20 protein-coding genes, 1 pseudogene and 1 riboswitch are annotated in these 24,252 nt (G+C 69.5%); of the genes and pseudogenes, 7 read left to right on the top strand and 14 right to left on the bottom strand.

From position 1 onward, the window contains the following. Positions 1–36: 36 nt before the first annotated feature. The 7 genes from pgsA to E0H50_RS26525 all read right to left on the bottom strand — a co-directional run bounded on the left by pgsA (position 37) and on the right by E0H50_RS26525 (position 7,973). A complete protein-coding gene (gene pgsA / locus E0H50_RS26555) occupies positions 37–660 on the bottom strand; it encodes a CDP-diacylglycerol--glycerol-3-phosphate 3-phosphatidyltransferase (RefSeq protein WP_131293241.1) in 624 nt (207 codons plus the stop codon). Further along, entirely contained in the window at positions 657–2,438 is a 1,782-nt protein-coding gene (locus tag E0H50_RS26550) for a MiaB/RimO family radical SAM methylthiotransferase (protein WP_131293240.1), read from the bottom strand. The genes pgsA and E0H50_RS26550 overlap by 4 nt, the downstream gene beginning before the upstream one ends. A gap of 51 nt (positions 2,439–2,489) precedes the next feature. Continuing rightward, entirely contained in the window at positions 2,490–3,254 is a 765-nt protein-coding gene (locus E0H50_RS26545) for a helix-turn-helix domain-containing protein (protein WP_238151226.1), read from the bottom strand. Between the two features lie 117 nt (positions 3,255–3,371). After that, a complete protein-coding gene (locus E0H50_RS26540) occupies positions 3,372–3,938 on the bottom strand; it encodes a hypothetical protein (RefSeq protein ID WP_131293239.1) in 567 nt (188 codons plus the stop codon). Positions 3,939–3,943: 5 nt separating this feature from the next. Then, a complete protein-coding gene (locus tag E0H50_RS26535; RefSeq protein ID WP_202868342.1) occupies positions 3,944–6,562 on the bottom strand; it encodes an FtsK/SpoIIIE family DNA translocase in 2,619 nt (872 codons plus the stop codon). A gap of 73 nt (positions 6,563–6,635) precedes the next feature. Then, on the bottom strand, positions 6,636–7,427 hold the full coding sequence (locus E0H50_RS26530) for a DUF4184 family protein (RefSeq protein ID WP_131293238.1): 792 nt from the start codon (positions 7,425–7,427) through the stop codon (positions 6,636–6,638). Positions 7,428–7,457: 30 nt separating this feature from the next. Continuing rightward, complete coding sequence (locus E0H50_RS26525; protein WP_131293237.1) at positions 7,458–7,973, bottom strand: DinB family protein; 516 nt, start codon at positions 7,971–7,973, stop codon at positions 7,458–7,460. 96 nt (positions 7,974–8,069) lie between these two features. Next, positions 8,070–8,183, top strand: a riboswitch (SAM riboswitch). A 17-nt stretch (positions 8,184–8,200) separates the two neighbouring features. On the opposite strand from E0H50_RS26525, the gene E0H50_RS26520 reads away from it, so the two are divergent. Further along, the gene (locus E0H50_RS26520) at positions 8,201–9,565 is read left to right on the top strand and encodes an aminotransferase class V-fold PLP-dependent enzyme (protein ID WP_131293236.1); all 1,365 of its coding nucleotides are present in this window, start codon (positions 8,201–8,203) and stop codon (positions 9,563–9,565) included. A gap of 15 nt (positions 9,566–9,580) precedes the next feature. Here the strand turns inward: E0H50_RS26520 and E0H50_RS43930 are convergent. Beyond that, a pseudogene (locus tag E0H50_RS43930) lies at positions 9,581–10,207 on the bottom strand (prolyl oligopeptidase family serine peptidase); the annotation flags it as partial. Between the two features lie 18 nt (positions 10,208–10,225). Next, a complete protein-coding gene (locus E0H50_RS26515) occupies positions 10,226–11,638 on the bottom strand; it encodes a prolyl oligopeptidase family protein (RefSeq protein WP_238151225.1) in 1,413 nt (470 codons plus the stop codon). A gap of 37 nt (positions 11,639–11,675) precedes the next feature. On the opposite strand from E0H50_RS26515, the gene E0H50_RS43925 reads away from it, so the two are divergent. The 3 genes from E0H50_RS43925 to E0H50_RS26500 are packed head-to-tail and all read left to right on the top strand — an operon-like array spanning position 11,676 to position 14,914. After that, positions 11,676–13,502 (top strand): LuxR family transcriptional regulator, encoded by a 1,827-nt coding sequence (locus tag E0H50_RS43925; RefSeq protein WP_131293235.1) that lies wholly within the window; start codon positions 11,676–11,678, stop codon positions 13,500–13,502. Between the two features lie 48 nt (positions 13,503–13,550). Further along, positions 13,551–14,276: a mycothiol-dependent nitroreductase Rv2466c family protein gene (locus tag E0H50_RS26505; protein WP_238151224.1), complete on the top strand. Its 726-nt coding sequence runs from the start codon at positions 13,551–13,553 to the stop codon at positions 14,274–14,276. Continuing rightward, positions 14,273–14,914, top strand: coding sequence for a maleylpyruvate isomerase family mycothiol-dependent enzyme (locus E0H50_RS26500; RefSeq protein WP_131293234.1), 642 nt, complete (start codon positions 14,273–14,275; stop codon positions 14,912–14,914). Before E0H50_RS26505 ends, E0H50_RS26500 begins: the two co-directional genes overlap by 4 nt. Positions 14,915–14,983: 69 nt before the next feature. On the opposite strand, the gene E0H50_RS26495 is transcribed toward E0H50_RS26500, so the two are convergent. Beyond that, a complete protein-coding gene (locus tag E0H50_RS26495; protein ID WP_131293233.1) occupies positions 14,984–16,510 on the bottom strand; it encodes an alkaline phosphatase D family protein in 1,527 nt (508 codons plus the stop codon). Between the two features lie 197 nt (positions 16,511–16,707). On the opposite strand from E0H50_RS26495, the gene E0H50_RS26490 reads away from it, so the two are divergent. Next, entirely contained in the window at positions 16,708–17,787 is a 1,080-nt protein-coding gene (locus E0H50_RS26490; RefSeq protein ID WP_131293232.1) for a fatty acid desaturase family protein, read from the top strand. Positions 17,788–17,862: 75 nt separating this feature from the next. Beyond that, positions 17,863–18,939 carry a fatty acid desaturase family protein gene (locus tag E0H50_RS26485; RefSeq protein ID WP_238151223.1) on the top strand — a complete coding sequence of 359 codons (1,077 nt, stop codon included), beginning with the start codon at positions 17,863–17,865 and terminating at the stop codon, positions 18,937–18,939. Here the strand turns inward: E0H50_RS26485 and E0H50_RS26480 are convergent. From E0H50_RS26480 to dapA, 3 genes are read right to left on the bottom strand one after another with little or no spacing between them, the layout of a single operon-like run. Further along, entirely contained in the window at positions 18,913–19,944 is a 1,032-nt protein-coding gene (locus tag E0H50_RS26480; RefSeq protein WP_131293231.1) for a LacI family DNA-binding transcriptional regulator, read from the bottom strand. The genes E0H50_RS26485 and E0H50_RS26480 overlap by 27 nt on opposite strands. A 46-nt stretch (positions 19,945–19,990) precedes the next feature. Next, entirely contained in the window at positions 19,991–21,685 is a 1,695-nt protein-coding gene (locus E0H50_RS26475) for a ribonuclease J (protein ID WP_131293230.1), read from the bottom strand. Next, the gene (dapA, locus tag E0H50_RS26470; RefSeq protein WP_131293229.1) at positions 21,682–22,608 is read right to left on the bottom strand and encodes a 4-hydroxy-tetrahydrodipicolinate synthase; all 927 of its coding nucleotides are present in this window, start codon (positions 22,606–22,608) and stop codon (positions 21,682–21,684) included. Before dapA ends, E0H50_RS26475 begins: the two co-directional genes overlap by 4 nt. Positions 22,609–22,837: 229 nt before the next feature. Between dapA and E0H50_RS26465 the strand changes: the two genes are divergently transcribed. Further along, positions 22,838–23,341, top strand: coding sequence for a hypothetical protein (locus E0H50_RS26465; RefSeq protein ID WP_131293228.1), 504 nt, complete (start codon positions 22,838–22,840; stop codon positions 23,339–23,341). On the opposite strand, the gene E0H50_RS26460 is transcribed toward E0H50_RS26465, so the two are convergent. Then, positions 23,332–24,141, bottom strand: a complete 810-nt coding sequence (locus E0H50_RS26460) for a metal-dependent hydrolase (protein WP_131293422.1) — start codon at positions 24,139–24,141, stop codon at positions 23,332–23,334. The two genes, E0H50_RS26465 and E0H50_RS26460, sit on opposite strands and share 10 nt — an antisense overlap. Positions 24,142–24,252 lie beyond the last annotated feature (111 nt).

The following is a 24,252-nucleotide window of genomic DNA, read 5'->3' as shown; positions in this document are numbered from 1 at the left end:
CCGGCTCGCTGCGGCTGGTCAAGCAGCGAATGCGGGTTATGGGAGGGGGCGTTTGGCGGCGGCTCTCAGGCGGAGCGCCCGGAAGAGGTAGTCGAGGCCGGTCACGAGGGTTACCAGGACGGCGGCGGCCATGATGGCTACCGCAGGCCAGTGGACCACTGCCAGGTGTTGCCATGGGAGGAGGTAGAGGCCGAGGGCCACGGCTTGGAGGACCGTCTTCAGTTTGCCGCCGCGGCTGGCCGGCATGACGCCGTGGCGGATGACCCAGAAGCGGAGGGCGGTCACGCCCCACTCGCGGACCATGACGACGATGGTGACCCACCACGGGAGCTCGCCGAGGTACGAGAGGCCGATGAAGGCGGCGCCGGTGAGGGCCTTGTCGGCGATCGGGTCGGCGATCTTGCCGAAGTTCGTGACCAGATTCCAGCGGCGGGCGATGTCGCCGTCGAAGCGGTCGGTGACGATGGCGACCACGAACGCGGCCGTGGCGAGCAGGCGGTCGCCGGTGGTGTGGCCGCCGTCACGGAGCAGGAGCCAGACGAACAGCGGTACCAGGACCAGGCGCAGGACCGTGAGCGCGTTCGGCACGTTCCAGGCGCTGGGCGCGTGGAGATGGCCGCCGGCTGCATGCGGCGCCGGGTTCGTCTCCGGGTTGGTCACGCGGTCAGGTTAGCTGCCGAACGGGCGTCTGGGGCGTTCACGAGTGCCGCGAACTCGGCGATCAGGTCGACGCCGTCGTTCGACACCACCTTCGCGGACACCAGATCCCCGGCCCGGACCCCCTCCGGGAGGCCGGTCACCGTCGTGATTCCGTCCACCTCGGGGCCTTGGTGCGCGGCCCGGCCCTCAGCCGTCCGCTCCGCCGGTCCGGACCCGGTCGCGTCGGTGTCGGCGGTGTCGGCGGTGTCGGCGGTGTCGGCGGTGTCGGCGGTGTCGGCGGTGTCGGCGGTGTCGGCGGTGTCGGCGGTGTCGGCGGTGTCGAGGGACTCGACGAGGACCTCCAGGAGTTCGCCGATGCGGGATTCGGCGCGGGAGGATGTCAGGTCCTCGGCGAGGCGGGTGACGCGGTCCAGGCGGTCGGCGATGGTGTCCTCGTCGAGTTTGCCGTCGTACGTCTCGGCCTCGGTGCCGTCCTCGTCGGAGTAGCCGAAGACGCCGATCGCGTCCAGGCCGGCGCGGGACAGGAAGTCGCAGAGGATGTCGACGTCTTCCTCGGTCTCGCCCGGGAAGCCGACGATGACGTTGCTACGGATGCCGGCGGTCGGGGCGGCGGCGCGGACCTGGGCGATGAGTTCGAGGAAGCGTTCGGAGTCGCCGAAGCGGCGCATGCGGCGCAGCAGCGGGCCCGAGGCGTGCTGGAAGGACAGGTCGAAGTACGGGACGACGCCGGGGGTGGCGGTCATCGCGGTGATCAGGGTGGGGCGCATCTCGGCGGGCTGCAGGTACGAGACGCGGACGCGGGTGATGCCGGGGACCTGGGCGATCTCGCCGACCAGGGTCTCGAGCAGGCGGAGGTCGCCGAGGTCCTTGCCGTAGGAGGTGGAGTTCTCGGAGACCAGGAAGAGTTCCCGGACGCCGTTCTCGGCCAGCCACTCGGCCTCGCGGAGGACCTCGGCGGGCCGGCGGGACATGAAGGCGCCGCGGAACATCGGGATCGCGCAGAACGCGCAGCGGCGGTCGCAGCCGGAGGCGAGTTTCAGCGGGGCCATCGGGCCGCCGTCGAGGCGACGGCGCATGACGCGGGGGCCGCTGGCCGGGGCGGTCGCGAGGTCGGGTGCGTCGATCTTCAGTTCTTCCGGTGCACCGGTGACGAAGCGCCCCTTGAGCTCGCCAGGAGCGTCCGAGGTGGTATCAACCGGTCGCAACGCCTCGGGGATGTGATCACCAAGCACAGACGCCCGCCCGGCGGCGGTGCCGGCGGTGGTGGTCGCGGGGGCCGAGGCGGCGCCGTCGGCGGGGGTGGTGTCGCCGTGGCCGGGGATTGCGACACCGGGGGTGGAGTGGCGGTCGGCGGGGGCCAAGGGGAGGAGTTTGCGGCGGTCCCTCGGTACGTGGGCCTGGTGTTTGGTGCCGGCGAGGATTGAGCGGAGGCGGTCCGAGATGTCGGTGTAGTCGTCGAAGCTGAGGACGGCGTCCGTTTCCGGCAGGGCGTCGGCGAGTTGCTCGCCGTACCGTTCGGCGAGGCAGCCGACCGCGACGACGGCCTGTGTGCGGCCGGACTCCTTGTAGTCGGCGGCTGCGAGCAGCGTGTCGACGGAGTCCTTCTTCGCGGCCTCGACGAAGCCGCAGGTGTTCACCACCACCGTGTCCGCCTCGGCGGCGTCGTCGACCAGCCGGAACCCGCCGGCTTCTAGCCGGCCGGCCAGTTCCTCGGAGTCGACATCGTTGCGGGCACAGCCCAGCGTGACCAGGGCGACGGTGGTGGGTGGCGTAGTCATCCCTACGAGTATGACGCGCTGTGCACGTCCGCACCTAACTCGGAAGCGCGCTCACTGGTTGGCGGTGGTCTTGCTGAGGGTGCCGTTCGGGTGCGCGGTGAACTTGTACAGCTTGGTGGGGATCCGCTTGCCGTTCAGGACGACGACGAGGTTGCCGGGGTTGCCCACCGTCACGCGGATATCGCCGGCGCTGGTGACGGACTGCGCGATTCCCGGGCTGAGCCGGCCCTGGAAGAGGCGGCGGTTCTTCCGGTCGCGGATCGTCAGATACGTACCGTCGCCCGTCGCCGTCAGGCGCAGCGCGGTCTGCAGAGCGGGCGGCTTGGCCGACGTCGGCTTCTTGGTGGGTTTCACCGTCGGCTGCGGCGGCGCCTTCGGGGTCGGCGTCGTGACCGTTGCCGTCGTGGTCGCGGTCTTGGACGCGTTGGCCTCGATATCGCTGGGCAGCGTGAAGAGCCGCACCATCCCCCAGCCCATCAGGATGACCAGGATCGCGCCGACCACGAGGGCCCAGCGCGGACGGGCCGGTCGCAGGGTCGGGGCCTTGGCCGCGGCGCGTTCCTCGCGGCGGGACTTCTCCTCCTCGACGGCGTGTTCGGCGTCGAAGCTGGCGAGCAGCGGTGCGGGGTCGGCCTTGACCACGCGAGCGATCGACCGGATGTGCCCACGGGCGTAGAAGTTGCCACCGCAGCGGGAGAAGTCGTCGGCCTCCATGGCGATCAGCAGCCCGGATCTGATCCGGGTGGCGGCGCTCAGCTGCTCGATCGTCATGTCGGCCCGTTCGCGGGCCGCCGTGAGCTCGCTGCCGATGCTCACGTCCCCACCATCCTCTCCTCGTCCGACCTGTTCTCGCGCACAATCGACAGCCGGTGCATCGACATCAACACCACGACATCAACTCAACGGCCTGGGCTCGACGGGGTCACGGACGAGTCAGAGCTGTTCCCTGACCGGACATCTGGCATCGGCCAGCATGTGCAGTGCCTGCACCACTTCCCCGTTGGACGGCCGGGCCGTCAACCCGAACGGTATCGCGAGTGAGGATCCGGTCAGGCGGCGGTTGGCATCGGTTGTCTTGCGGGTCGAACTCGGCATCGCACCGAGGACGGGCCCAGGATCCTGCAGGTGTACGGCGATCCGCCCGTCGTCGAGCGGATGCCGGCGCTGCAGCACCGTCACCTCTTCGATGTCCTCCCACCGGGTACCCACCCATTCGCTGCCGATGCGCAGCCGGATGCCGACGTCGTCGGCGACCAGCATGTCCCCCACCGTCAGCGCGCGGGCGCAGACCACGGCGAGGACGCCGAACGCGGCCGCCACGATCCAGCGCAGGATGCCGGCCGGACTCGTGGACGCCGACGCCGCGAAGCCGATCGCGACCAGTGCCGCGCCGGCGGCCAGCCCGCCGTGCACCCGCTGGGAGGCGCGAACGGTGAACGGCACCGGCTCGGGGTCGACGCCGAATCGGTCCTGCCTGGGCAGTGCACTCGCGGCGGTCACGGGTCTCACTCTCCTCGGAGGGTGGTGATGAAGTCCTCTAGGTCGTCGGGCTTGACCAGGACGTCCCGGGCCTTGGAACCCTCACTGGGGCCGACGACGCCGCGGCTCTCCAGGATGTCCATCAGCCGGCCGGCCTTGGCGAAGCCGACGCGGAGCTTACGCTGCAGCATCGACGTCGAGCCGAACTGGGTGGAAACAATCAGCTCCGCCGCCTGCACCACCAGGTCGAGGTCGTCGCCGATCTCGTCGTCGAGGTCCTTGCTCGGGCCTGGCGCCGCGGTGACGTCCTCGCGGTACGTCGGCTGCAACTGCTCCTTGCAGTGCTCGACCACGGCGCGGATCTCGGCCTCGTCGACCCACGACCCCTGGATCCGCATGGGCTTGCTCGCGCCCATCGGCAGGAAGAGCCCGTCGCCCTGTCCGACCAGCTTCTCGGCGCCGGGCTGGTCGAGGATGACCCGGCTGTCGGCCAGCGACGAGGTCGCGAACGCGAGCCGGGACGGCACGTTGGCCTTGATCAGACCGGTGACGACGTCCACCGACGGCCGCTGCGTGGCGAGCACCAGGTGGATGCCGGCGGCGCGGGCCAGCTGGGTGATCCGGACGATCGAGTCCTCGACGTCGCGCGGCGCGACCATCATCAGGTCGGCGAGCTCGTCGACGATCACCAGCAGATACGGGTACGGCGTCAGCACCCGCTCGGATCCCGGTGGCGGCTTCACCTTGCCGCCGCGGACCGCCTTGTTGAAGTCGTCGACGTGCCGGAAACCGAACGCCGCGAGGTCGTCGTACCGCATGTCCATCTCGCGGACGACCCACTGCAGCGCCTCGGCCGCCTTCTTGGCGTTGGTGATGATCGGCGTGATCAGGTGCGGGATGCCCTCGTAGTTGTTCAGCTCGACCCGCTTCGGGTCGACGAGGATCATCCGCACCTCGTCGGGGGTGGCGCGCATCAGGATCGACGTGATCAGCGAGTTGACGAACGAGGACTTGCCGGAGCCGGTGGCGCCGGCGACCAGCAGGTGCGGCATCTTCGCCATGTTGGCGACCACGAACCCGCCCTCGACGTCCTTGCCCAGACCGGCCACCATCGGGTGGTGGTCGTTGCGTGCGGTCGCCGACCGGACCACGTCACCGAGGCTGACGGTCTCCTTGTCGGTGTTCGGGATCTCGATCCCGATCGCGGACTTGCCGGGGATCGGCGACAGGATCCGGACGTCGGCCGACGCGACGGCGTACGCGATGTTCTTGGAGAGCGCGGTGACCTTCTCGACCTTCACCGCGGAGCCGAGTTCGACCTCGTACCGGGTGACTGTCGGGCCACGGGTGTAGCCGGTGACCTGCGCGTCGATGCCGAACTGCTCGAACACCTCGGTCAGCCGGTCGACCACCGCGTCGGACGCCTTGGTCCGCGCCTTGTGCACCGAGCCGGGCTTCAGCATCTGCCCGTCGGGCAGGGTGTACGTGATGTCGCCGGACAGGCTGAGCTGCTCGACACGCTGCGGCAGCGGCGTGTGCGGCGGCGGCTCCGGCGCCGGTTGCTTGCTCGGAGCGGGCGCCTCGAAGGCAGGCTCGACAGGAGCCGCGACAGCTGCGTCCTCGGCGCCGTCGACGTCGTACGCTTCCTCTTCGGCCGCCGGCTTCGCCTTGGCCTTGCGGCCTCGCTTCGGGGTTTCCCCGAGCACCGGTGAGTCGTACGGCTTGAGAGTCGGCTCGCCCTCGTCCTCGAGCTCTGCCTTGGCGCGCCGCTGCTTGCGGGTCAGCCGGACCGTGTCGTCGGTCGGGGCCGCGATCACGGACGGAGCGTCCTCGGGCAGCTCGGTACGTCCCATCAGTACGTCGAACGCCGCCCGGAACCGCAGCGGGATCGCGTACACCGGCGTCCCGGTGATCACCAGGGCGCCGAAGATCGACAGCAGCACCAGCAGCGGCGCTGCGACGTACTGCGTGAGCAGGTCGGAGAGGAACGACGAGATGAAGTACCCGATCGCGCCGCCGGCGTCACGCAGCGGTCCGTCGGCCGGGTTGCTCGGCCGGGGTAGACCGTTGGCGATGTGGATCAGGCCGAGTACGCCGAGGCACACCGCGGTCCACCCGATGACCTGACGGCCGGCCGGGCCGTTGCGGTCGGGGTGCCGGAGCGTGCGGATCGCGATGACGACCAGCATCAGCGGCAGGGCCCAGCCGAGCATGCCGATGCTGCCGCCGACCACGGTCCGTACGCCGTCGCCGACCGAACCCGGGAGGTCCCACCAGATCGCGGCGGCCACAACGACCGCGAGGCCGATCAGGAACAGGCCGGCGCCGTCACGGCGATGCTCCGGCTCCAGGTCGCGGGCGCTGTGGCCGATCCCCCGCACCATGCTGCCGAGCAGGTGTGCGATGCCGATCCAGACCTTCACCACCCCGCGACAGAGTGCGAGCATGGCGGCCGCGAACGGGCCCGGTCCGCTGTTTTTGGGCGTGCTGGTCCGCGCGGCGGTGGTTCCACCGCGCTTCGTGCTCTGCCCACGCTTCTGGGCGCCTGACGGACGGGAGCGTCCACCGGCAGCCGAACGGGCCGTACTCGGCCGTTTAGCTGCCGACTTCTGCGCCCGCGCCGGGGAAGACGTGCGGGTCGCCATATTGATCAGGCTACCCCGACTACCCCTTGAGTCCCATGTGTCACACGCCGATCACGCTGCCCCATCCGTAGCGTCACGACACGTGCGTTCGCCGTCGCAGCCGCTCCAGGTGCCACAGAACGACGTACCACGCGAGCGCGGCCAGACCGCCGGACACGAGGCCGGACAGCACCAGCCGTACGGCGGTCTCCCCCGCGAGCTCGCCGTCCACCCGGCCGAGCTCGACGACCGCACCGACCACCCCGAACACCACCAGGGCCCCGAGCACGAGGTACCTCACCCAGACGGGCACACCAGGTGTGGCTGCCGATGGCGACGTGCGGCGGTACCAGCGGTAGAGCCAGATCGCGAGGACGAGGCAGCCGCCGACCGTGCTGACGTACTGCAAGATGCGGTTCACGTCCCAGGCTCCCGTGACCTGTGCACGGAAGAAGTTTGGGAACTGGCGGACGAAGTACCCGTCGCCGTGAGTGAAGGAGTCCCAGACCACGTGAGTCAACGCGCCTAGGACGGCCGAGACGACTGTCCAGAACAGGAGCGTGGCGCCGGGGAGGCGGGGTAGGCCAGGTGCAGGTAGGCGCGCTGCGAGCGCGGGTGGCGCGAGAGCCGTCAGGGGTCGCCTGAGGACCAACTCGAAGACAGCGAGGAGCAACAGCGCCAGCAGCGGGTCCAGCCAGAAGGCTGAGGTGAACGCATGGGTGAGCGTCAGGGTGAAGTTCCCGTTGATCTGCTGTGTGGCGATCCGGTAGATCGGGCCGACGTACAGCAGGTCAGGCGCCACCGCACCGGCGACCAGGGCCGACGCCACGAGAGGTCGGCGGACCAGCGGGAGTACGGCCGCAGGATGGGCGAGGGTGAACGGCACGGCGGCAGCCTAGAAGCGCAGCAGGTCTCGTTACGCGCCCGTGGTCCCGTCGAGTTGCTCCCGTAAGAGGTCGGCGTGGCCGCAGTGCCGGCTGTACTCGCCGATCAGATGGATGTAGATCATCCGCAGCGTCGACTCCGTGCCCTTGAACGTGAAGCGCTCGTCCAGCGAGTGCCCCGCCGCCGCGTCGTCAGAGAGCTTCCACTCGGCGATCAGCCCGTCGTACGCCGCCTGCGCGTCAGCAGGGTCGATCAACTCGAAATCCGCGTCCTTGCCGAGCTCTGGCGCGAACAGCGGCTCGGCGGGCTCGTCGGCGAAGTGGATGCGGAACCAGATCCGCTCGACCTTGGTCAGATGCCTGATCAGGCCCAGCAGTGACAGGTTGGACGGTGGCGACGGCCGCTCGGCCAGCTGCTCAGCGGTCAGCCCTGCGCACTTGAAGAGCAGTGTGGTGCGGTAGAACTGCAGGTAGCCGTGCAGCAGTTCCGCTTCGGGTGCGGTCAGCGAGCCGTCCGGTCGCTCGACGGCGGGTGCTCTCCAGGTCATCGAATTCCTTGCCTCGTCCCACGATGTGTGCAGCCATCTCATCACATGAGATACGCACTGGCGGTGCCCGTAGCCCGTTCGTTACCGTTCTCGGCAGGTCATGAGTGTCAGCGACAAGCCCCGGCTAGCTGGCCGGCAACCCTCCTCCGCGGTGGGGTGCCCCGGGTGAAGACCAGGCCGTGCGGATACCCCGCTCGGCAAGTGCGGACTTCCCTGGGAGCAGCATCATGTCGATCCTGTCCATTCTCGAGCCGGCCAGTACGACGTCCCCGCGGCCGGCGATCGCCCGGCTCGCGACCGGCAGCATCCCCGCCACGGTCGGCTCGGACCTCCTGGTCCCGCTCGCCGACGGCCGGGTCACCGATTACGCGAACTTCGACCACGGTGCGAGCGCGCCGTGTCTGGAGTCCGTCCGCGCCAGTGTCGAGGCCGCGCTGCCGTCGTACGCGTCGGTGCACCGCGGCAACGGGTACGCCTCGCGGATCACCACCCAGTGGTACGAGCGGGCGCGCGCCGAGGTGCACGCCTTCGTCGGTGCCCGGACGGACGACCAGGTGGTCTTCACCCGGCAGACCACCGACGCGCTGAACCTGCTGGCCCGTGCGGTGCCGGCTGACGCGACCGTGGTCGTGTTCGAGTCCGAGCATCACGCGGCGCTGCTGCCCTGGCCGGCCGAGCGGACCGTACGCCTCGCCGCACCGGAGAGCCCGGCCGAGGCCGTGACCCGCGTCGCCGACGCGCTCCGCCAGGCGCCCGAAGGCCCGCGGCTCGTGGTGATCACCGGCGCGTCCAACGTCACCGGCGAGATCTTCCCGATCGCCGACATCGCCAAGGTGGCCAAGGCGCACGGCGCACGCGTCTGCCTGGACGCCGCGCAACTCGCCCCGCACCGCCCGGTCGACATCACCCTCCTGGATGTCGACTGGGTGGCGCTGTCCGGTCACAAGCTCTACGCGCCGTACGGCGCGGGCGCGCTGATCGGCCGCGCCGACTGGCTCGACGCCGCCGACCCGTACCTGCACGGCGGCGGCGCGACGCATGCCGTCACCGGCGACGCCGTGGTGTGGACGACCGGTCCGGCGCGGCACGAGGGCGGCTCCCCGAACGTCATCGGCGCCATCGCGCTGGCGAGTGCCTGTGCCGCGATCAGCAAGCACCGGGACGCGATCGAGCAGCACGAGCGCAGTCTGCTGGCGCGTCTGCGCACCGGCCTCGCCCAGATCCCGGGCGTCACGACGTACTCGATCTTCGGCGAGGACGCGGACCGTGTCGGCACCGTCTGTTTCACGGTCGCCGGTCTGACCTCGACGCTGGTGTCGGCGGCGCTGAGCGCCGAGTACGGCATCGGCGTCCGGGACGGCAAGTTCTGCGCACACCCGCTGGTCGGTCATCTCCTCGCCGGCTCCCCCGAGCACGGTACGGCGGTCCGCGCCAGCCTCGGCCTCGGGACGACCCGTGAGCACGTGGACCGGCTCGTCGGCGCCGTACGCACGCTGGCCACGACCGGCCCGCGCACGGAGTACGCGGAGAGCGCGCACGGCTGTCAGCCGGCCGACGACCCGCGGGACCTTCAGGCCCCGCGGATCTGGTAGCCACAAGCAGCCCTCCTACTGCTCAGGAGGTACGAGACCTACGTGGTGAGCAGCGAACGCCAGTAGGTCCGCCCACTCCGCCGCGATCATCGCGGCGGGCTTTCCGAAGCCATGGCCGGTGTTGACCTCGACCCGGGTCAAGACAGGCCGCGGACCGGACTGGGCATGCTGTAGCGCCGCGATGAACTTGTGGCTGTGCAACGGAACCACGCGGTCGTCATGGTCGCCTGTGGTCACGAGAGTTGCCGGGTACGCCGTACCGTCGCTGACGCGATGCAGGGGCGAGTACGCCAGCAGGTCCTCGAACTGTTCCGGATCGTCCGGTAGACCGAAGTCGGACGCCCACGCCGCTCCCACGGTGAACAGGTGGAACCGCAGCATGTCCAGAACGCCCACACCGGGCAGTGCGACGGCGAACAGGTCCGGCCGCTGCGTCATGACCGCGCCGACAAGCAGTCCGCCGTTGCTGCGGCCGTGGATGGCCAGCTGCTCCGGAGTGGTCACGCCGGTGTCCCGCAGGTGTTCAGCGACGGCGATGAAGTCGTCGAACACGTTCTGCTTGTTCTTGAGCCGCCCAGCGTCGTGCCACTCGGACCCGTACTCACCGCCGCCACGCAGGTTCGTGATGACCAGTACGCCCCCTGCGGCGAGCCAGGCCGGTCACCCGGGACGGTAGTCGGCCTCGACCGGGATGCGGAACCCGCCGTACCCCCACATGAGCGTCGGACGCGGCGCCTCGAAGTCCAGGTCGGACCGAGTGATCAGGAAGTACGGCACGTCGCGGCCAGGAGCGATGCGGCGCGTGACAGTGACCTCTGGCGGTGTAAAGCCACCAGAGCCACGGACCAGCTCCGGCAGGGCGCGTACGTCGCCTGACCCGGTGGAGACGGCGTACGACAGCGTGGGGTCGGTTGTCGTCGACAGCCCGATGAACAGCTCGTCGTACTCCGCTCCGGCGTTGAGGCCGACCACTCCCCCGCCAGGTACGTCGACGACGCGCTGACCGGACCCGTCCAGCGCGTAGAGCGTCAGCACCGGCTGCGCGTCGACGAGCGTCAACGTGGCCAGGCCGTCCGCCGTACCGCGGACTGCCTGCAGCGTCGACTCTCCCTCCGGGATGAGGTCGGTGAACTCCCCGTCCAGCGTTGAGAGCACCACACGCCCACGCGACGCGTCCCGGTCGGTCCGTAGGACGAGCTGGTCGCCGGACATCCGGACGAACGCGATCTCGTCCACGAACTCGTCGACGACCTTCACCGGCTCGCCCAGCCCGTCCGAACTGATCGGGTACACCCAGAGCCGTGTGCTCGGGTCTGTGCCTTCGAAGATGTGGACGACCAGGTAGCGGTCGTCGTCGGACACCTCGGGCGTGATGAAGTACTGGTCGTTGTCCGGGAAGCTCAGCACCAGCTCGTCCTCGGACTGCGGCGTGCCGACCCGGTGCAGCATCAGCCGCCCGCCGCTGAGCGACTTCGTCTCGGTCCCCTCACTGCGCCCGCTCGCCGGGTAGTGCAGGTACAGGTACGCCGAACTGTCCGGGAGCCAGGTCGCCTCGCTGAACTTGGCTTCCGACACCACGTCGTCGACCGGCGAACCGGTGGCGATGTCGAGCAGCCGGAAGGTCGTCCAGTCGCTGCCGCTCTCGTTGATGCCGTACGCGAAGTACTTCCCGTCCGGCGAGACGGTGAACGACCCGAGCGAGTCGGTGCCGTCCTCGGACAGGGTGTTCGGGTCGATCAGCACGCGGCCGCGGGACAGCAGCTCGTCGAGCGAATCGGCAACGTAGATCACGTCCTGTGCCTGCGTGCCGTCGTTGCGCCCGACGAAGTACCAGCCCGCTTTCTTGACCGGTACGCCGGCGCGTGGGCGAGCCAGGATCGCGGCCATGGTCGTCTCGAACCAGGCTCGCTCCGGATAGCCCGAGAGCTCGGCCTGGGTGAACGCGTTCTGCCGGCTGACCCAGTCCTGGGTGTCGGCGGAGTCAGGGTCTTCCAGCCAGCGGTACGGGTCGGCGATCTGGTGCCCGTGCAACGTCTCGACCACGTCGTCGCGGCGGCTCTCCGGATAGGTCATGCTGACAAACCTAGCTGGTGACGGTCACACTGCGAGCGTGAATAACGACCTGCTCCTGGGTGCCGCTGCGGTGGCCGGTGAGCGGGTGCGCCTCGACGTACTCCAGCAGGTCGTCGGCCTGCCTCCCAACGACTTCCTGGGCTCCCTGGACGCGCTGGTTCGGGCCGGCGCTCTGGTCGTCACGGCGGGCGAGGCCTGGTTCGCCGACGAGTCCGTACGCCGGGACGCCGAGGCACGACTGCCCTTCACAGCTCGCGCGGACCTGCACCGCCGTACGGCTGAGGCTGTTGACGCGCCTGCCGAGGCGCAGCGGCACTGGTCCGCAGCCGTCGCACTGACACCGGATGCACGAGAACGAGCACGGCTGCAGCTCAAGCTGGCGCAAGCAGCTGTCAAGGCTGGTGACCTAACGGCAGCGCACGTGGCCGCGCAGGCCGCAGCCAGGGCGGCCCGCAACGAGCAGGACCTCGACCTGCTCGCAGACGCGGCGGTGGCGTTGGAGCCGATCGGCCAGTCCGCGTGGGACGGCGACATCCACCAGTGGTGCACCGAGGCGCTGGCCGCGCCCGGCCTCTCAACAGAGACCAGGGTCCGGCTGCTTGCCCGGCAGGCGCAGGCGGCTGTCTACCTCGGCCGCTGGGGCGAGGCGGCGGCCGCGAGCAGCGAAGCGCTCGGGCAGGCTGACACCAACGACCTCCTGGTAGAGGCGCTCACCGCACGGCAGCTCGCCACCAGCGGACCGGACGACGTCGACGAGCTGGCAGCTGCGGCACGCCGCATGATCGAGCTCGGTACGTCGACGGGCCGCGCCGAGATCGAGCTCCGCGGACGCCTGTGGCAGGTGGACGTGCTGTGGTACTCCGGCGACCTGGCCGCCATCGGAGCCGAGACAGGACGACTGGCGAGCTGTGCCGGCCGCGTCAACGGGTCACACGGCCGCTGGCACGTACTGCTCACGCAGGCGTCGCTCGCACTGGCCAGAGCCGAGTTCGAGGACGCAGAGTCACTGCTCGACGAGGCACTCGAGGTGTTCCGCAGCATCGGACACCCGGCAACGCATGGCGCCGAAGTCGCGTTCCGGATGCTGGTCGGCCACCACCGAGGCCACTCCGCCGAGTTGCTGGGCAGCGCGGTCTGGCAGTTCGGGACCGATGCCCGCTGGGACCTCGCCGCCCGTCTCAACCGCGCCTTCGTCCTCGTCGACGCCGGCCGTCTCGACGAGGCGGCCGCCCTGTACCAACGCTCCGGTGATCCAGAGTCCTGGCCCAGCTGGCGCGCCGGCGAACTACTGCTGCACACCATCGGCGCCCGAGTGGCAGCCGCGGTCGGCGCGACCGCCGACGTACGCCGCTTCCGCGACCGGCTGGGACCACACCGTGGCCGGTACGTCGTCGCCGGTGCTGGTGCGACCAACTTCCTCGGTCCGGTCGAGCTGGTGCTCGGTGCATGTGCTGCCGCGCTGAACGAATGGGATGCGGCCATTGCGGACCTCCAGAAGGCCGGTGCGTTGTGCCGGTCCATCGGTGCGCCTGGCTTCGCGGTCGAGGCCGCCTGCCTGCTGGCCGAGGTCTACGAGCGGTCCGGTGACGTACCTCAGGCCCGTGCGCTGGCCGCCGAGACACTGCCGCTCGCGAAGACGCTAGGTATGGCTCCGTGGGTTCAGAGACTGGCAACGCCTACAGGCCCGTTGAGTCAGCGGGAGCGGGAAGTCGCCGATCTGGTCGCCAAGGGCCTCAGCAACCGTGAGATCGCCGCCGCACTGGTCATCTCCGAACGAACCGCCCAGAACCACGTCCAGCACATCCTGACCAAGCTCGGCTTCGCGAACCGTGCCCAGGTCGCTGCCTGGGTGAGTAGGGGATGAGCATTTCGGACGATGCGCCACGTCACCGTGCGGCGGACGCTGAGGACCATGACGCGACACGACCAGACCGGTGCCGACCTCGACCTGTGGGACCAGGTCACCAGCGCCTACTTCACTGAGCGCCTGCACCGCAGCACAGCACCAGGCGTGGACCTCTACATCGACCCCATCTGCCCGTACACGTGGGTAGTGGCCTGCTGGCTGCGGGAGGTCGCCCAGTACCGCGACCTCGACCTCCGGTACCACGTGATGAGCCTGCTCCTGCTCAACGAAGGCCGCGACGACAGCTACAGCCGGCAGCTCGGCGCGTCGACTGGCCCGTCCCGGGTGGCGACCGCCGTCGTCACGCACCATGGCAGTGAAGCGTTCCGGACCTGGCACGGTGCCTTCGGTGACCTGATCTTCGACCACTGGCGTTACCCGACGCCGACGGAGTACCGCGACGCCTCGGCAGCAGCGCTGAGCGAGGCCGGACTGCCCGCCGCGCTCGCGGACGCCGCCGACACCACGGAGTACGACGACGCACTGCGCCGCAGCCACAACGAAGGGACCCGTCCGGTCGGGATCGACGGCGGTACGCCGGTTGTGCACATCGACGGCGCCGCGTTCTTCGGACCGGTTCTGAACGCGGTCCCCCGCGGCGACGACGCAGTGCGCCTGTTCGACGGCGTACGGCTGCTGGCGGGCTGTCCCGACTTCTACGAACTCAAGCGCACGCGCACCACACCGCCCGATGTGAGCTACCGTCCGATGGAGGGGAAGGCACCACGATGAACGACGACGAACTCTGGGCCGCGATCGATGCCCAGCGCCTGCGCACCGCCGACCTGCTGGCAACGCTGGCGCCGGCCGACTGGTCGCACCGCTCGCTGTGCGACGGCTGGACCGTCCGCGACGTCGCCGGCCACCTCACCCTCCAGCAGATGACCCTGGGCGACGGCCTCCGCCTCGCGCTGAAGCATCCGGGCCTCCACAGCCTCAACTGGATGATCCAGACCTCCGCCCGCGACCAGGCGGCCCTGCCGACCGAACAAATCATCGGGGCGATCCGCGGCATGGTCGGCTCCCGGCGGCACAACCTCGGCGTCACTCCGCGCGAGACGCTGATCGACATCGTCGTTCACGGGCAGGACATAGCGATCCCGATCGGCCGCACGCTCCCGGTGCCGGCGGAGGTGGCTGCGACGGCGGCCGAACGTGTCTGGGAGTGCCGGGGCACGCGGCTGTCCAAGGTCTTCAAGCCAGTGCCGTACGACGGCCTGAAACTGGTCGCCGACGACGTCGACTGGAGTGTGGGCGACGGGCCGGAACTCCGCGGCCCAGTCCTGTCGCTGCTCCTGCTGCTCACAGGCCGCCGGGTTGTCCTGCCGCAGCTGGACGGTCCCGGCGCCGCAGCATTGCAGCGGGTCTGACGTCGTGCCCACCGGCTCCAGTGGGCGGCATCCCGCGCAGGCGCCGGAGCCGGTGAGCACGACTGGCCCTCACGAACGGGCCGGGGTGATGTCCTTGGTCCAGAGCACGTCGCCGAACAGGTTCCGCAGCGAGACCGTGAACACGCCGGTCCGCGGGTCGATCCGGGTGTGCCCGAAGAACTGGTTGCCGCTCGCGGGCGACTGGCTCGGGAAGTCCGCCGCCTTCGAGAACACGACCTCGGGGCCGAAGGTGCTGTCGAGCGCGTTCGGGCCGAACACACCCGCGTTGATCGGCCCGGCCACGATCTCCCAGAACGGGTCGAAGTCCGTGAACGCCGCCCGGGACGGGTCGTAGTGGTGCGCCGCGGCGTAGTGCACGTCGGCGGTCAGCCAGATCGCGTTGCGCACCTTGCGCTTCTTGAACTGGCTGAGCACCCAGGCGATCTCGTGCTCACGACCGCCGGGCGCCCCCGGCAGACCGTTCGCAACGGCCTCGATCCGGTCACCGTCCGGGACCAGCAGGCCGAGCGGCATGTCGCTGGCGATCACCTTCCAGGTCGCCCGCGACGCCGCGACCTCACGCACCAGCCAGGCGGCCTGCTCGGCGCCGAGCATCGCCACCGGGCCGACCGTCGACGGCACCGGGTTCGCGCCGCGGAACGTGCGCATGTCCAGGCAGAACACGTCGAGCAGCGGGCCGTGGCTCACCTTGCGGTAGATCCGGTCCCGCCCGGCCACGTGCTCCATCGGCAGGTACTCGAGGAACGCCTTCTTCGCCCGCGCCGCCAGGACGTCGACCCGCCGCTCGGTGTACCGCGAGTCGGTGATGATCTCCCCCGGGTACCAGTTGTTCAGCGTCTCGTGGTCGTCCCACTGCGCGACCAGCGGTACGTCGGCGTACAGCGAGCGCACGTTGTCGTCCAGCAGGTTGTACTTGTACCGGCCGCGGTACTCGGCCAGCGTCTCGGCGACCTTCGAGACCTCCTCGGTCACCACGTTCTTCCAGACGGTGCCGTCGGCAACTTTCAGCTCCGCCTGGATCGGGCCGTCGGCGTAGATGTTGTCGCCGGAGTGCAGGAAGAAGTCCGGCCGGGTCTCGTGCATGGCTTTGTAGGCGATCATGCCGCCGAGCTCGGGGTTGATGCCGTACCCCTGGCCGGCGGTGTCACCGGTGAACACGAACGACACCGGCCGGTTGCGGCCCGGCGTACTGAACGAACCGTCCAGGGTCTCGCCGATCCGGCCGTCGGAGTCCTCGAAGCCGAGCCGGTAGTCGTAGCGCTGCCCCGGGCGCAGACCGCGCAGCGGGAGCCGCGCGGTGAAGTCGTCCGCGGCGTCCGTCTTCGGGCCGCGCAAGCAGATCGCCCGGTCGAAACGGCCGTGGCTGGTCAGCTGGACGACCAGCCGGCCGGGCCGGTCGGCGCGCGACCAGACGACGGCCGAGTTCGGCGTCACGTCGGCGCTCGCGACACCGGAGGGCAGCGCGGCCCGGTCACGACGGACGAGATTGGGCGCCCCAACGGCCACCCCCGGTACGGCGAGGGACGCACCGGCGACGGTGGACGCGGCAAGGAGCTGGCGGCGACTCAGTTTCATGACCCGAAGGTGCTCCCCGCTGATGACGGCCAGGTGACAGCCGGGCGAACTGAGCCTCAAATCACCTGCGGGCCTCGGCCACCGCCTTGCGTGCGGCTACCTGGCGTGGTTCCGTTGAAGTACTCAGCACCTTCTCGTGACGCTGCCCCAGACCTGGTAGCGCATCAGCCGATGCACTACTGGAACGGGGCGTTCTCATGTCACAGCTTCTCGCCGAAGACCACGACCCGTTGCGGGCTCAGCACAAGTACACGCACCTCTACACCGACCTGCTCCGGACCGTCCGCGAACTCGGACTCCTCCGGCGGCGGCGCGGATACTACTTCACCCGGATCGGCCTGGTGCTGGCTGCCTTCGCCGGGGTCTGGGTCGGCGTCGGGCTGCTCGGCAACTCCTGGTTCCAGCTCCTGATGGCAGGTGCACTGGCGCTGGTCCTCACACAGGTCGCCTTCCTCAGCCACGACAGCGCGCATCGCCAGGTCTTCGACTCGGCCGCCTGGAACGACTGGACCGCGCGCCTGCTGGCCGGTGGTCTCGTCGGGATGAGTGCCGCGTGGTGGAAGTCGAAGCACAGCCGCCACCACGGTGCGCCGAACCAGCTGGGGAAGGACCCGGACATCGCCATCGGCGTCGTCGCGTTCACCCCTGAGCACGTCAACAGACGCAAGGGCTTCCAGGCATGGCTGACCCGCCGCCAAGGCTGGCTCTTCTTCCCCCTGCTGACCCTGGAGGGCCTGAGCCTCTACGTCTCGAGCATCCAGCACCTGTTCCGACGGGGAGCGAGCACGGTCGACCGCATCGAGGCCGCGATCGTAGTGACCCGGCTCGGTGGATATCTGGCCGTGCTGCTCCTCCTCCTGCCGATCGGCAAGGCCGGAGCGTTTCTCGGGCTGCAGCTCGCCCTCTTCGGCGTCTGCCTCGGCGGTTCGTTCGCCCCGAACCACAAGGGCATGCCACTGGTCCCGAAGACGATGAAGCTCGATTTCCTGCGTCGCCAGGTACTGATGTCGCGCAACGTCCGCGGCGGGGTGCTCACGGACTTCGCGATGGGCGGCCTGAACTACCAGATCGAGCACCACCTGTTCCCGAGCATGCCGCGGCCGACGCTGCGCAAGGTCCAGCCGATCGTCCGCGAGTACTGCGAACTGCACGGCATCAAGTACACCGAGGTCGGCCTGTTCACGTCGTACAAGATCGTCGTCGGCTACCTGAACAACGTCGGTCTCCGCGCCCGGGACCCGTTCGACTGCCCGCTGGCCTCGCAGTACGGGCGATAGCACTTTGCCAACCCGACCTCGTCGGGTCACGTGTCCGCACGTCTGACGTTGCATGAGGTCACTAGGCTGACCGGCGTGAGCGCCCAGCAGCAGTACGTCAGCCTCTACACCGATCTCCTGCAGACCGTCCGCGACCTCGGTCTGCTGAGGCGGCGGCAGGGCTATTACGTCACCCGGATGAGCATCGTCCTGGGTGCCTTGCTCGCGGTCGTCGCGTGCATGATCCTGCTCGGCAACTCGTGGCACCAGCTCTGGCTCGCCGGCGCCCTGGCGCTCGTGCTGGTGCAGGTGGCATTCCTGAGCCACGACAGCGCCCATCGGCAGATGTTCCACTCGAACGCGCGCAACGACTGGACCGCGCGGATCCTCGCCGGCGGCGTCCTCGGCATGAGCGTCAGCTGGTGGCGGGCCAAGCACAACAAGCATCACGCCGCCCCGAACCAGGCGGACCGCGATCCCGACGTACAGCTCAAGGTGCTCGCGTTCACACCCGACGCCGTCGTCGAACGCGGGCCGATCGGCCGCTGGTTCGCGGCGCGGCAGGGCTGGCTGTTCTTCCCGCTCCTCACACTCGAGGGCGTCGGCCTGCACGCCTCCAGCCTGACGCACCTGCTGCGCCGCGGCGCGACCCGCGCGGACCGGATCGACGCCGCGGTCGTCGCGTCGCGGATCTCGCTGTACGTCGCCGCGCTCTACTTCCTGCTGCCGCCCGGGAAGGCCAGCGCGTTCCTCGGGCTGCAACTCGCCGTGTTCGGGGTCTGCCTCGGAGCCGCGTTCGCCCCGAACCACAAGGGCATGCCGATCGTGCCGAAGACGATGAAACTGGACTTCCTGCGGCGTCAGGTGCTGATGTCGCGCAACATCCGCGGCGGGGTGTTCACCGATATCGCGATGGGCGGCCTGAACTACCAGATCGAGCACCACCTGTTCCCGAGCATGCCACGGCCGACGCTGCGCAAGGTCCAGCCGATCGTCCGCGAGTACTGCGAACTCCACGGCATCGCGTACGCCGAGGTCGGCCTGTTCACGTCGTACAAGATCGTCGTCGACTACCTCAACAACGTCGGCCTCCGCGCCCGCGACCCGTTCGACTGCCCGCTCGCCGCCGAACTGCGAACGGTGCCGTCAGCGGGCGGGCGGGATCTCGCCTGAGCCGCGGATCGTCAGTTTCACCGGGACGCGGACGGTACGCCCGGGGCGGTGCGGCTCCGGGAGCCGCTCGGTCATCAGCTGGATCGCCGTCCGGGCCATCACGTCGGCGGACTGCGCGACCGCGGTCAGGCCGGGGCTGAGCAGGTCGCCGAGCGCCAGGTCGTCGAAGGACACCAACGCGACCTGGTCCCGCCGGCCGGCGAGACCGCGCAGGACCTCCGCAGTGGTCATGTTGTTCGCCGAGAGCAACGCCGTGGCCGGCTCGGAGCGGTCGAGGACGGCCGAGAGCGTGATGCCGATGCCCTCGGTGGTCGGCTCGGACAGGTGCACCAGGTCCTCGTCGACGACGATCCCGTGCCGGGCCATCGCCGCCCGGTAGGCCACCACCCGCTCGCGGGCGGTGAAGATCCGCTCGTCGTCACCGAGGTACGCGATCCGGCGGTGGCCCTGGCGGACCAGGTGGTCGATCGCCTGATCGATCCCACCGGCGTTGTCCGCGAGGACGGCGTCCGCCTCGATGCCGTGCGCGGGACGGTCGATCGTGACGACCGCCATCCCGGCGTCGACATGCGGCGCGAGGTACTCCTGGGTCTCCCCGATCGGCGCCATGATCAGCGCGTCCGGGCGCCGGGCGACGAACTCCAGGCAGACCTCCCGCTCCCGCTCCGGGTCCTCGTCGGTCAGGCCGATCATCACGACCGAACCGGACGAACGGGCCCAGAGCTCGACTGCCCGCCCCAGCGACGCGAAGAACGGGTCGCCGATGTCGCGGATCACCACCGCGATCGTCCCGGTCTTGCCGCGGCGCAGCATCCGGGCGGACTCGTTCGGGGTGTAGTTGAGCTCCTTGATCGCGGCCTGGACCTTGGCGGTCAGCTCCGGGCTGACGTTCGGTTCCTCGTTCACCACCCGGGACACGGTCTTCAACGCGACCCCGGCCCGGGCGGCGACCTCCTTCATCGTGGGCCGGCGCTGACCCGTCCCGTTCACCCCGCTGACACTCATCGCCGGCCCACCCTTCGTCTCGTCGCGCCGAGGTTACACCGGGTGACTAGCTTTCGACCACGACCGGGATGATCATCGGGCGGCGGCGGTGGGTGTCGCTGACCCATTTGCCGACGACCCGGCGGATCACCTGCTGCAGCTGGTACATGTCGTCGACGCCCGTGCCCATCGCCTTGGCGATCTCCGCCTCGATCTTCGGTTTCAGGTCGTCGAACACCGAGTCGTCCTCGGCGAACCCGCGAGCGTGGATCTCCGGGCCGGCGGTCAGCTTGCCGGTCACCGAGTCCATCACCGCGATCACCGAGATGAAGCCCTCGTCCCCGAGGATCCGGCGGTCCTTCAGCGAGGTCTCGGTGATGTCGCCGACGGTCGAGCCGTCCACGAACACGTACCCGCAGTCCACCTTGCCGGCCACCACGGCCTTGCGGTCGATCAGGTCGACCACCACACCGTCCTCGACGACGACCACGTTCTCCCGCGGTACGCCGGTCTGCACCGCCAGGTCCGCGTTCGCGTGCAGGTGCCGGACCTCGCCGTGCACCGGCATCACGTTGCGCGGCTTCACGATGTTGTAGCAGTACAGCAGCTCGCCCGCGCTCGCGTGACCGGACACGTGCACCAGCGCGTTGCCCTTGTGGATCACGTTCGCACCGTGCCGGATCAGGCCGTTGATCACCCGGTACACCGAGTTCTCGTTGCCGGGGATCAGCGAGGACGCCAGTACGACGGTGTCACCCCGCTGGAGATGTACGACGTTGTGGTCGTTCGCGGCGATCCGGGACAGCGCCGACATCGGCTCGCCCTGCGAACCGGTCGACACCAGCACCACCTGCTCCGGCGGGTAGTTGTCCAGGTCGCGCATGTCGATCAGCGTGTCGCCGGGCACGTTCAGGAAGCCGAGGTCCCGGGCCACGCCCATGTTGCGGACCATCGAGCGGCCGACGTACGCGACCTTGCGGTGATGCTTCACCGCGGCGTCCATCACCTGCTGGACGCGGTGCACGTGCGAGGCGAAACAGGCGACGATGATGCGCTGGTTCTTCGCCTTGGTGAAGACCCGGTCCAGCACCGGCGCGATATCGCGCTCGTGGGTGGTGAAGCCGGGCACCTCGGAGTTCGTGGAGTCGACCATGAACAGGTCGACGCCCTCCTCGCCGAGCCGCGCGAACGCGCGCAGGTCGGTGATCCGGTTGTCCAGCGGCAGCTGGTCCATCTTGAAGTCACCGGTGTGCAGCACCACGCCGGCCGGCGTCTTGATCGCGACCGCGAGCGCGTCCGGGATCGAGTGGTTGACCGCGACGAACTCGCAGACGAACGGCCCGATCTGGAGCTTCTCGCCCTCGACCACGGTCTGCTGCGGCACGTTGCGGTGCCGGTGCTCCTTCAGCTTGCCCTCGAGCAGCGCGAGCGTGAGCTGCGATCCCACCACCGGGATGTCGCCCCGCTCACGCAGCAGGTAGGGCAACCCGCCGATGTGGTCCTCGTGGCCGTGCGTCAGGACGACCGCGACGACGTCGTCGAGACGGTCCCGGATCGGCTCGAAGTCCGGCAGGATCAGGTCCACGCCGGGCTGGTTCTCGTCCGGGAAGAGTACGCCGCAGTCCACGATCAGCAGCTTGCCGTCGTACTCGAACACGGTCATGTTCCGGCCGACCTCGCCGAGGCCGCCGAGCGGGATGACCCGCAAAGCGCCCGGAGCGAGAGGTCCGGGCGCGGAGAGATCTGGATGGGGATGGCTCATGCAATCAGTCCTGCCTGCTTCAAGTCGGTGGTGAGCCGGTCCACGTGCTCGGCCGTCGCCTCAACCAGCGGCAACCGAAGGGTCGCGTGCTCGATGACGCCGGCCAGCTTGAGCGCGGCCTTCACCATGATGGCGCCCTGGGTCCTGGTCATGATCGTCTCGACGGCGGGCACCAGCCGTCGATCAATTTCCTGTGCGGTGGCGAGGTCGCCGGCCACCACGGCGTCGATCAGTTGCCGGTACTCCCGGCTCGCGACATGGGCCACCACGCTCGCGATACCGACCGCGCCGATCGCCAGGGAGGCGAGATTCAGCTCGTCGGCACCGCAGTAGTAGAACAGATCGGTGTTCGCCAGCACCTTGGTGGTCCCGGCGATGTCGCCCTTGGCGTCCTTCACCGCGACGATCCGCGGGTGCTCGGCGAGTGTGATCAGCGTCTCGCTCTTGATCTCGACCCCCGCCCGGCCGGGGATGTCGTACAGCATGTTCGGCAGTCCGGTGGCGTCGGCGACGGCGGTGAAGTGCGCGCGCAGCCCGTCCTGCGGAGGCTTGTTGTAGTACGGCGTGACGACGAGCAGGCCGTCGGCGCCGGCGGCCTCGGCCTGCTTGGCGCACTCGATCGTGTGCGCGGTGTCGTTGGTCCCGACGCCGGCCACGAGCTTGACCCGGTCACCGACGGCCTCGCGGACCGCCTGGAGGATCTGGACCTTCTCCTGGTCCGACGTGGTCGGCGCTTCGCCGGTGGTCCCGTTCAGCACCAGGGCGTCGTTACCGGCGTCGACGAGGTACGTCGCGACCTTCTGGGCGGCGTCCAGATCGAGGGAGCCGTCGGGCCGGAACGGGGTGACCATCGCGGTCGTCAGACGGCCGAAGGGCAGCGCCGTCGACGAGGTCTGCGAGGGCGTGGATGCTGGCGAGGACATGGGCCTCAGATTACCGCTCCCGAACCCTGAAGAAATGGGTAGGCCTGGTGGCTGTCCGCTCGGGGGTCCGGGCAGCCACCAGGCTCACTCGTCCTATCGGGGCGCACCCGGCAGTCGTTACAGCTTCCGGCAAAAAAGTCCGGAAAAACTTCTGCGAATACTCTCCGTAAGCGAGCGACCGCAGTGTGTTGGAATTCCGGTGCACTTCTGATGCCTTAGTCTCATCGGCGTGTCGACACCCTTTGCCGCCCCCACGACCCAACAGCGCCTGACCACGGTCTGCGCCACGATGGCCGCCGCGATCCCGATGATGACCCTGGTCCTGTGGTTCGTGCTCGGCACCCACGGGCTCGGCGAACTCCCGGCGAGCTGGCCGCTGCTGGTGGTGCTCGCCGCAGCGGTGGGCGCGTATTCCTTCTGCGAACTGATCGGCTTCCGCACTCCCCCGCTCGAGTACTCCAGCCGCCCGGCCGCCGAGGTCCACGCGGAGTCGTGGCGCCGCTTCACCGCGTCGACGTTCACCCGGTTCGCGGTCTGCGAGTCCGTGTTCCTGATCTCCGTCGCGCTCGCGTTCGTCGCCGACAGCTTCTGGGTCGTCCTGCTCGGTGCGGTGATCGCGCTCCCGCTGTTCCTCTGGGAGGCGTGGCCGGGCGCGCGCAACCAGCGCCGCTTCGCAGCGGCGCTCGAGTCCGGCGGAATTCCGTCGTACCTGACCGGCCGGCCTCAGGACTGACCCGCGAGCCAGACCGAGGTCGCGTCGAACAGGCGCTCCACCACCTGCAGGCCGCCCGGCAGCAGCAGTACAGCGGCGACAGTCAGCACCGGGACGATGATCGCGTGCTCGAACCAGTGGCCGGTGCTGAACCGGAGCGGTTTCGGCAGCCGGAGTTCGTACCAGGTCTCGCCGCGGATCGGCAGGGGCCAGAGCCACGGACAGCCGGAGCGGGTCAGGCTGTCGCCCAGGCAGTGAACGAACATGCCGACGGCGACGGCCGCGCCGATCCAGCCGCCGATCTGACTCAGACCCGTCTGTAGCGCGTCGGCGGCCGCTGTGCCGGGGAGGGCGGTCCCTGGACCTGTCGTGCTGACGATCGACCAGCCGACCGCCGCGAGGACGGCCATGACGATCCAGTCGCCCAGTGCGTCGGCTGCCAGGACGAGGCCGGTGACCGCGACCGCCAGTACTGCCCATTTGCCGCGGTCGCCGAGGCTTGCCGCGAGCATGCCGAGGAGGATCGCGGCGGCGAGGGTGTGGGTCGCGTGCCGGTGTTTGCCGGTGCTGTCCTCGTCGCGTGGGCCCTTCGTCACGTTGTAGAGCACACCGGAGAACGCCCTGACCGCGGCCGACGCCAGGCGAGTCACCGGTCCGAGCAGGCGCGATGCGCTCGCACCCGGGTGATCCAGGTCCGGCAGCAGCGCGTACCCGGCCGTGGCCGCCGCGAACGGCACGACCTCCGCCACCGAGGTCAGCCCGACCAGCGGCGCCACCGCCAACCCGGCACACCACCCCGACAAAGCATGCGACCGCCCCATCATCCCGCGCCTCACTCCCTCCAGCCGACCCACATCCTCCCCCACCAACCTCACCAACCCCTCGCACCACACGGCACCACCAACGCATCTTTGAGCCCCCACCAACCAAAT

It is taken from the genome of Kribbella sindirgiensis (assembly GCF_004331435.1).
GTDB classification, from domain to species: Bacteria; Actinomycetota; Actinomycetes; order Propionibacteriales; family Kribbellaceae; genus Kribbella; species Kribbella sindirgiensis.
This window is presented reverse-complemented; position numbering and strand designations above follow the sequence as displayed.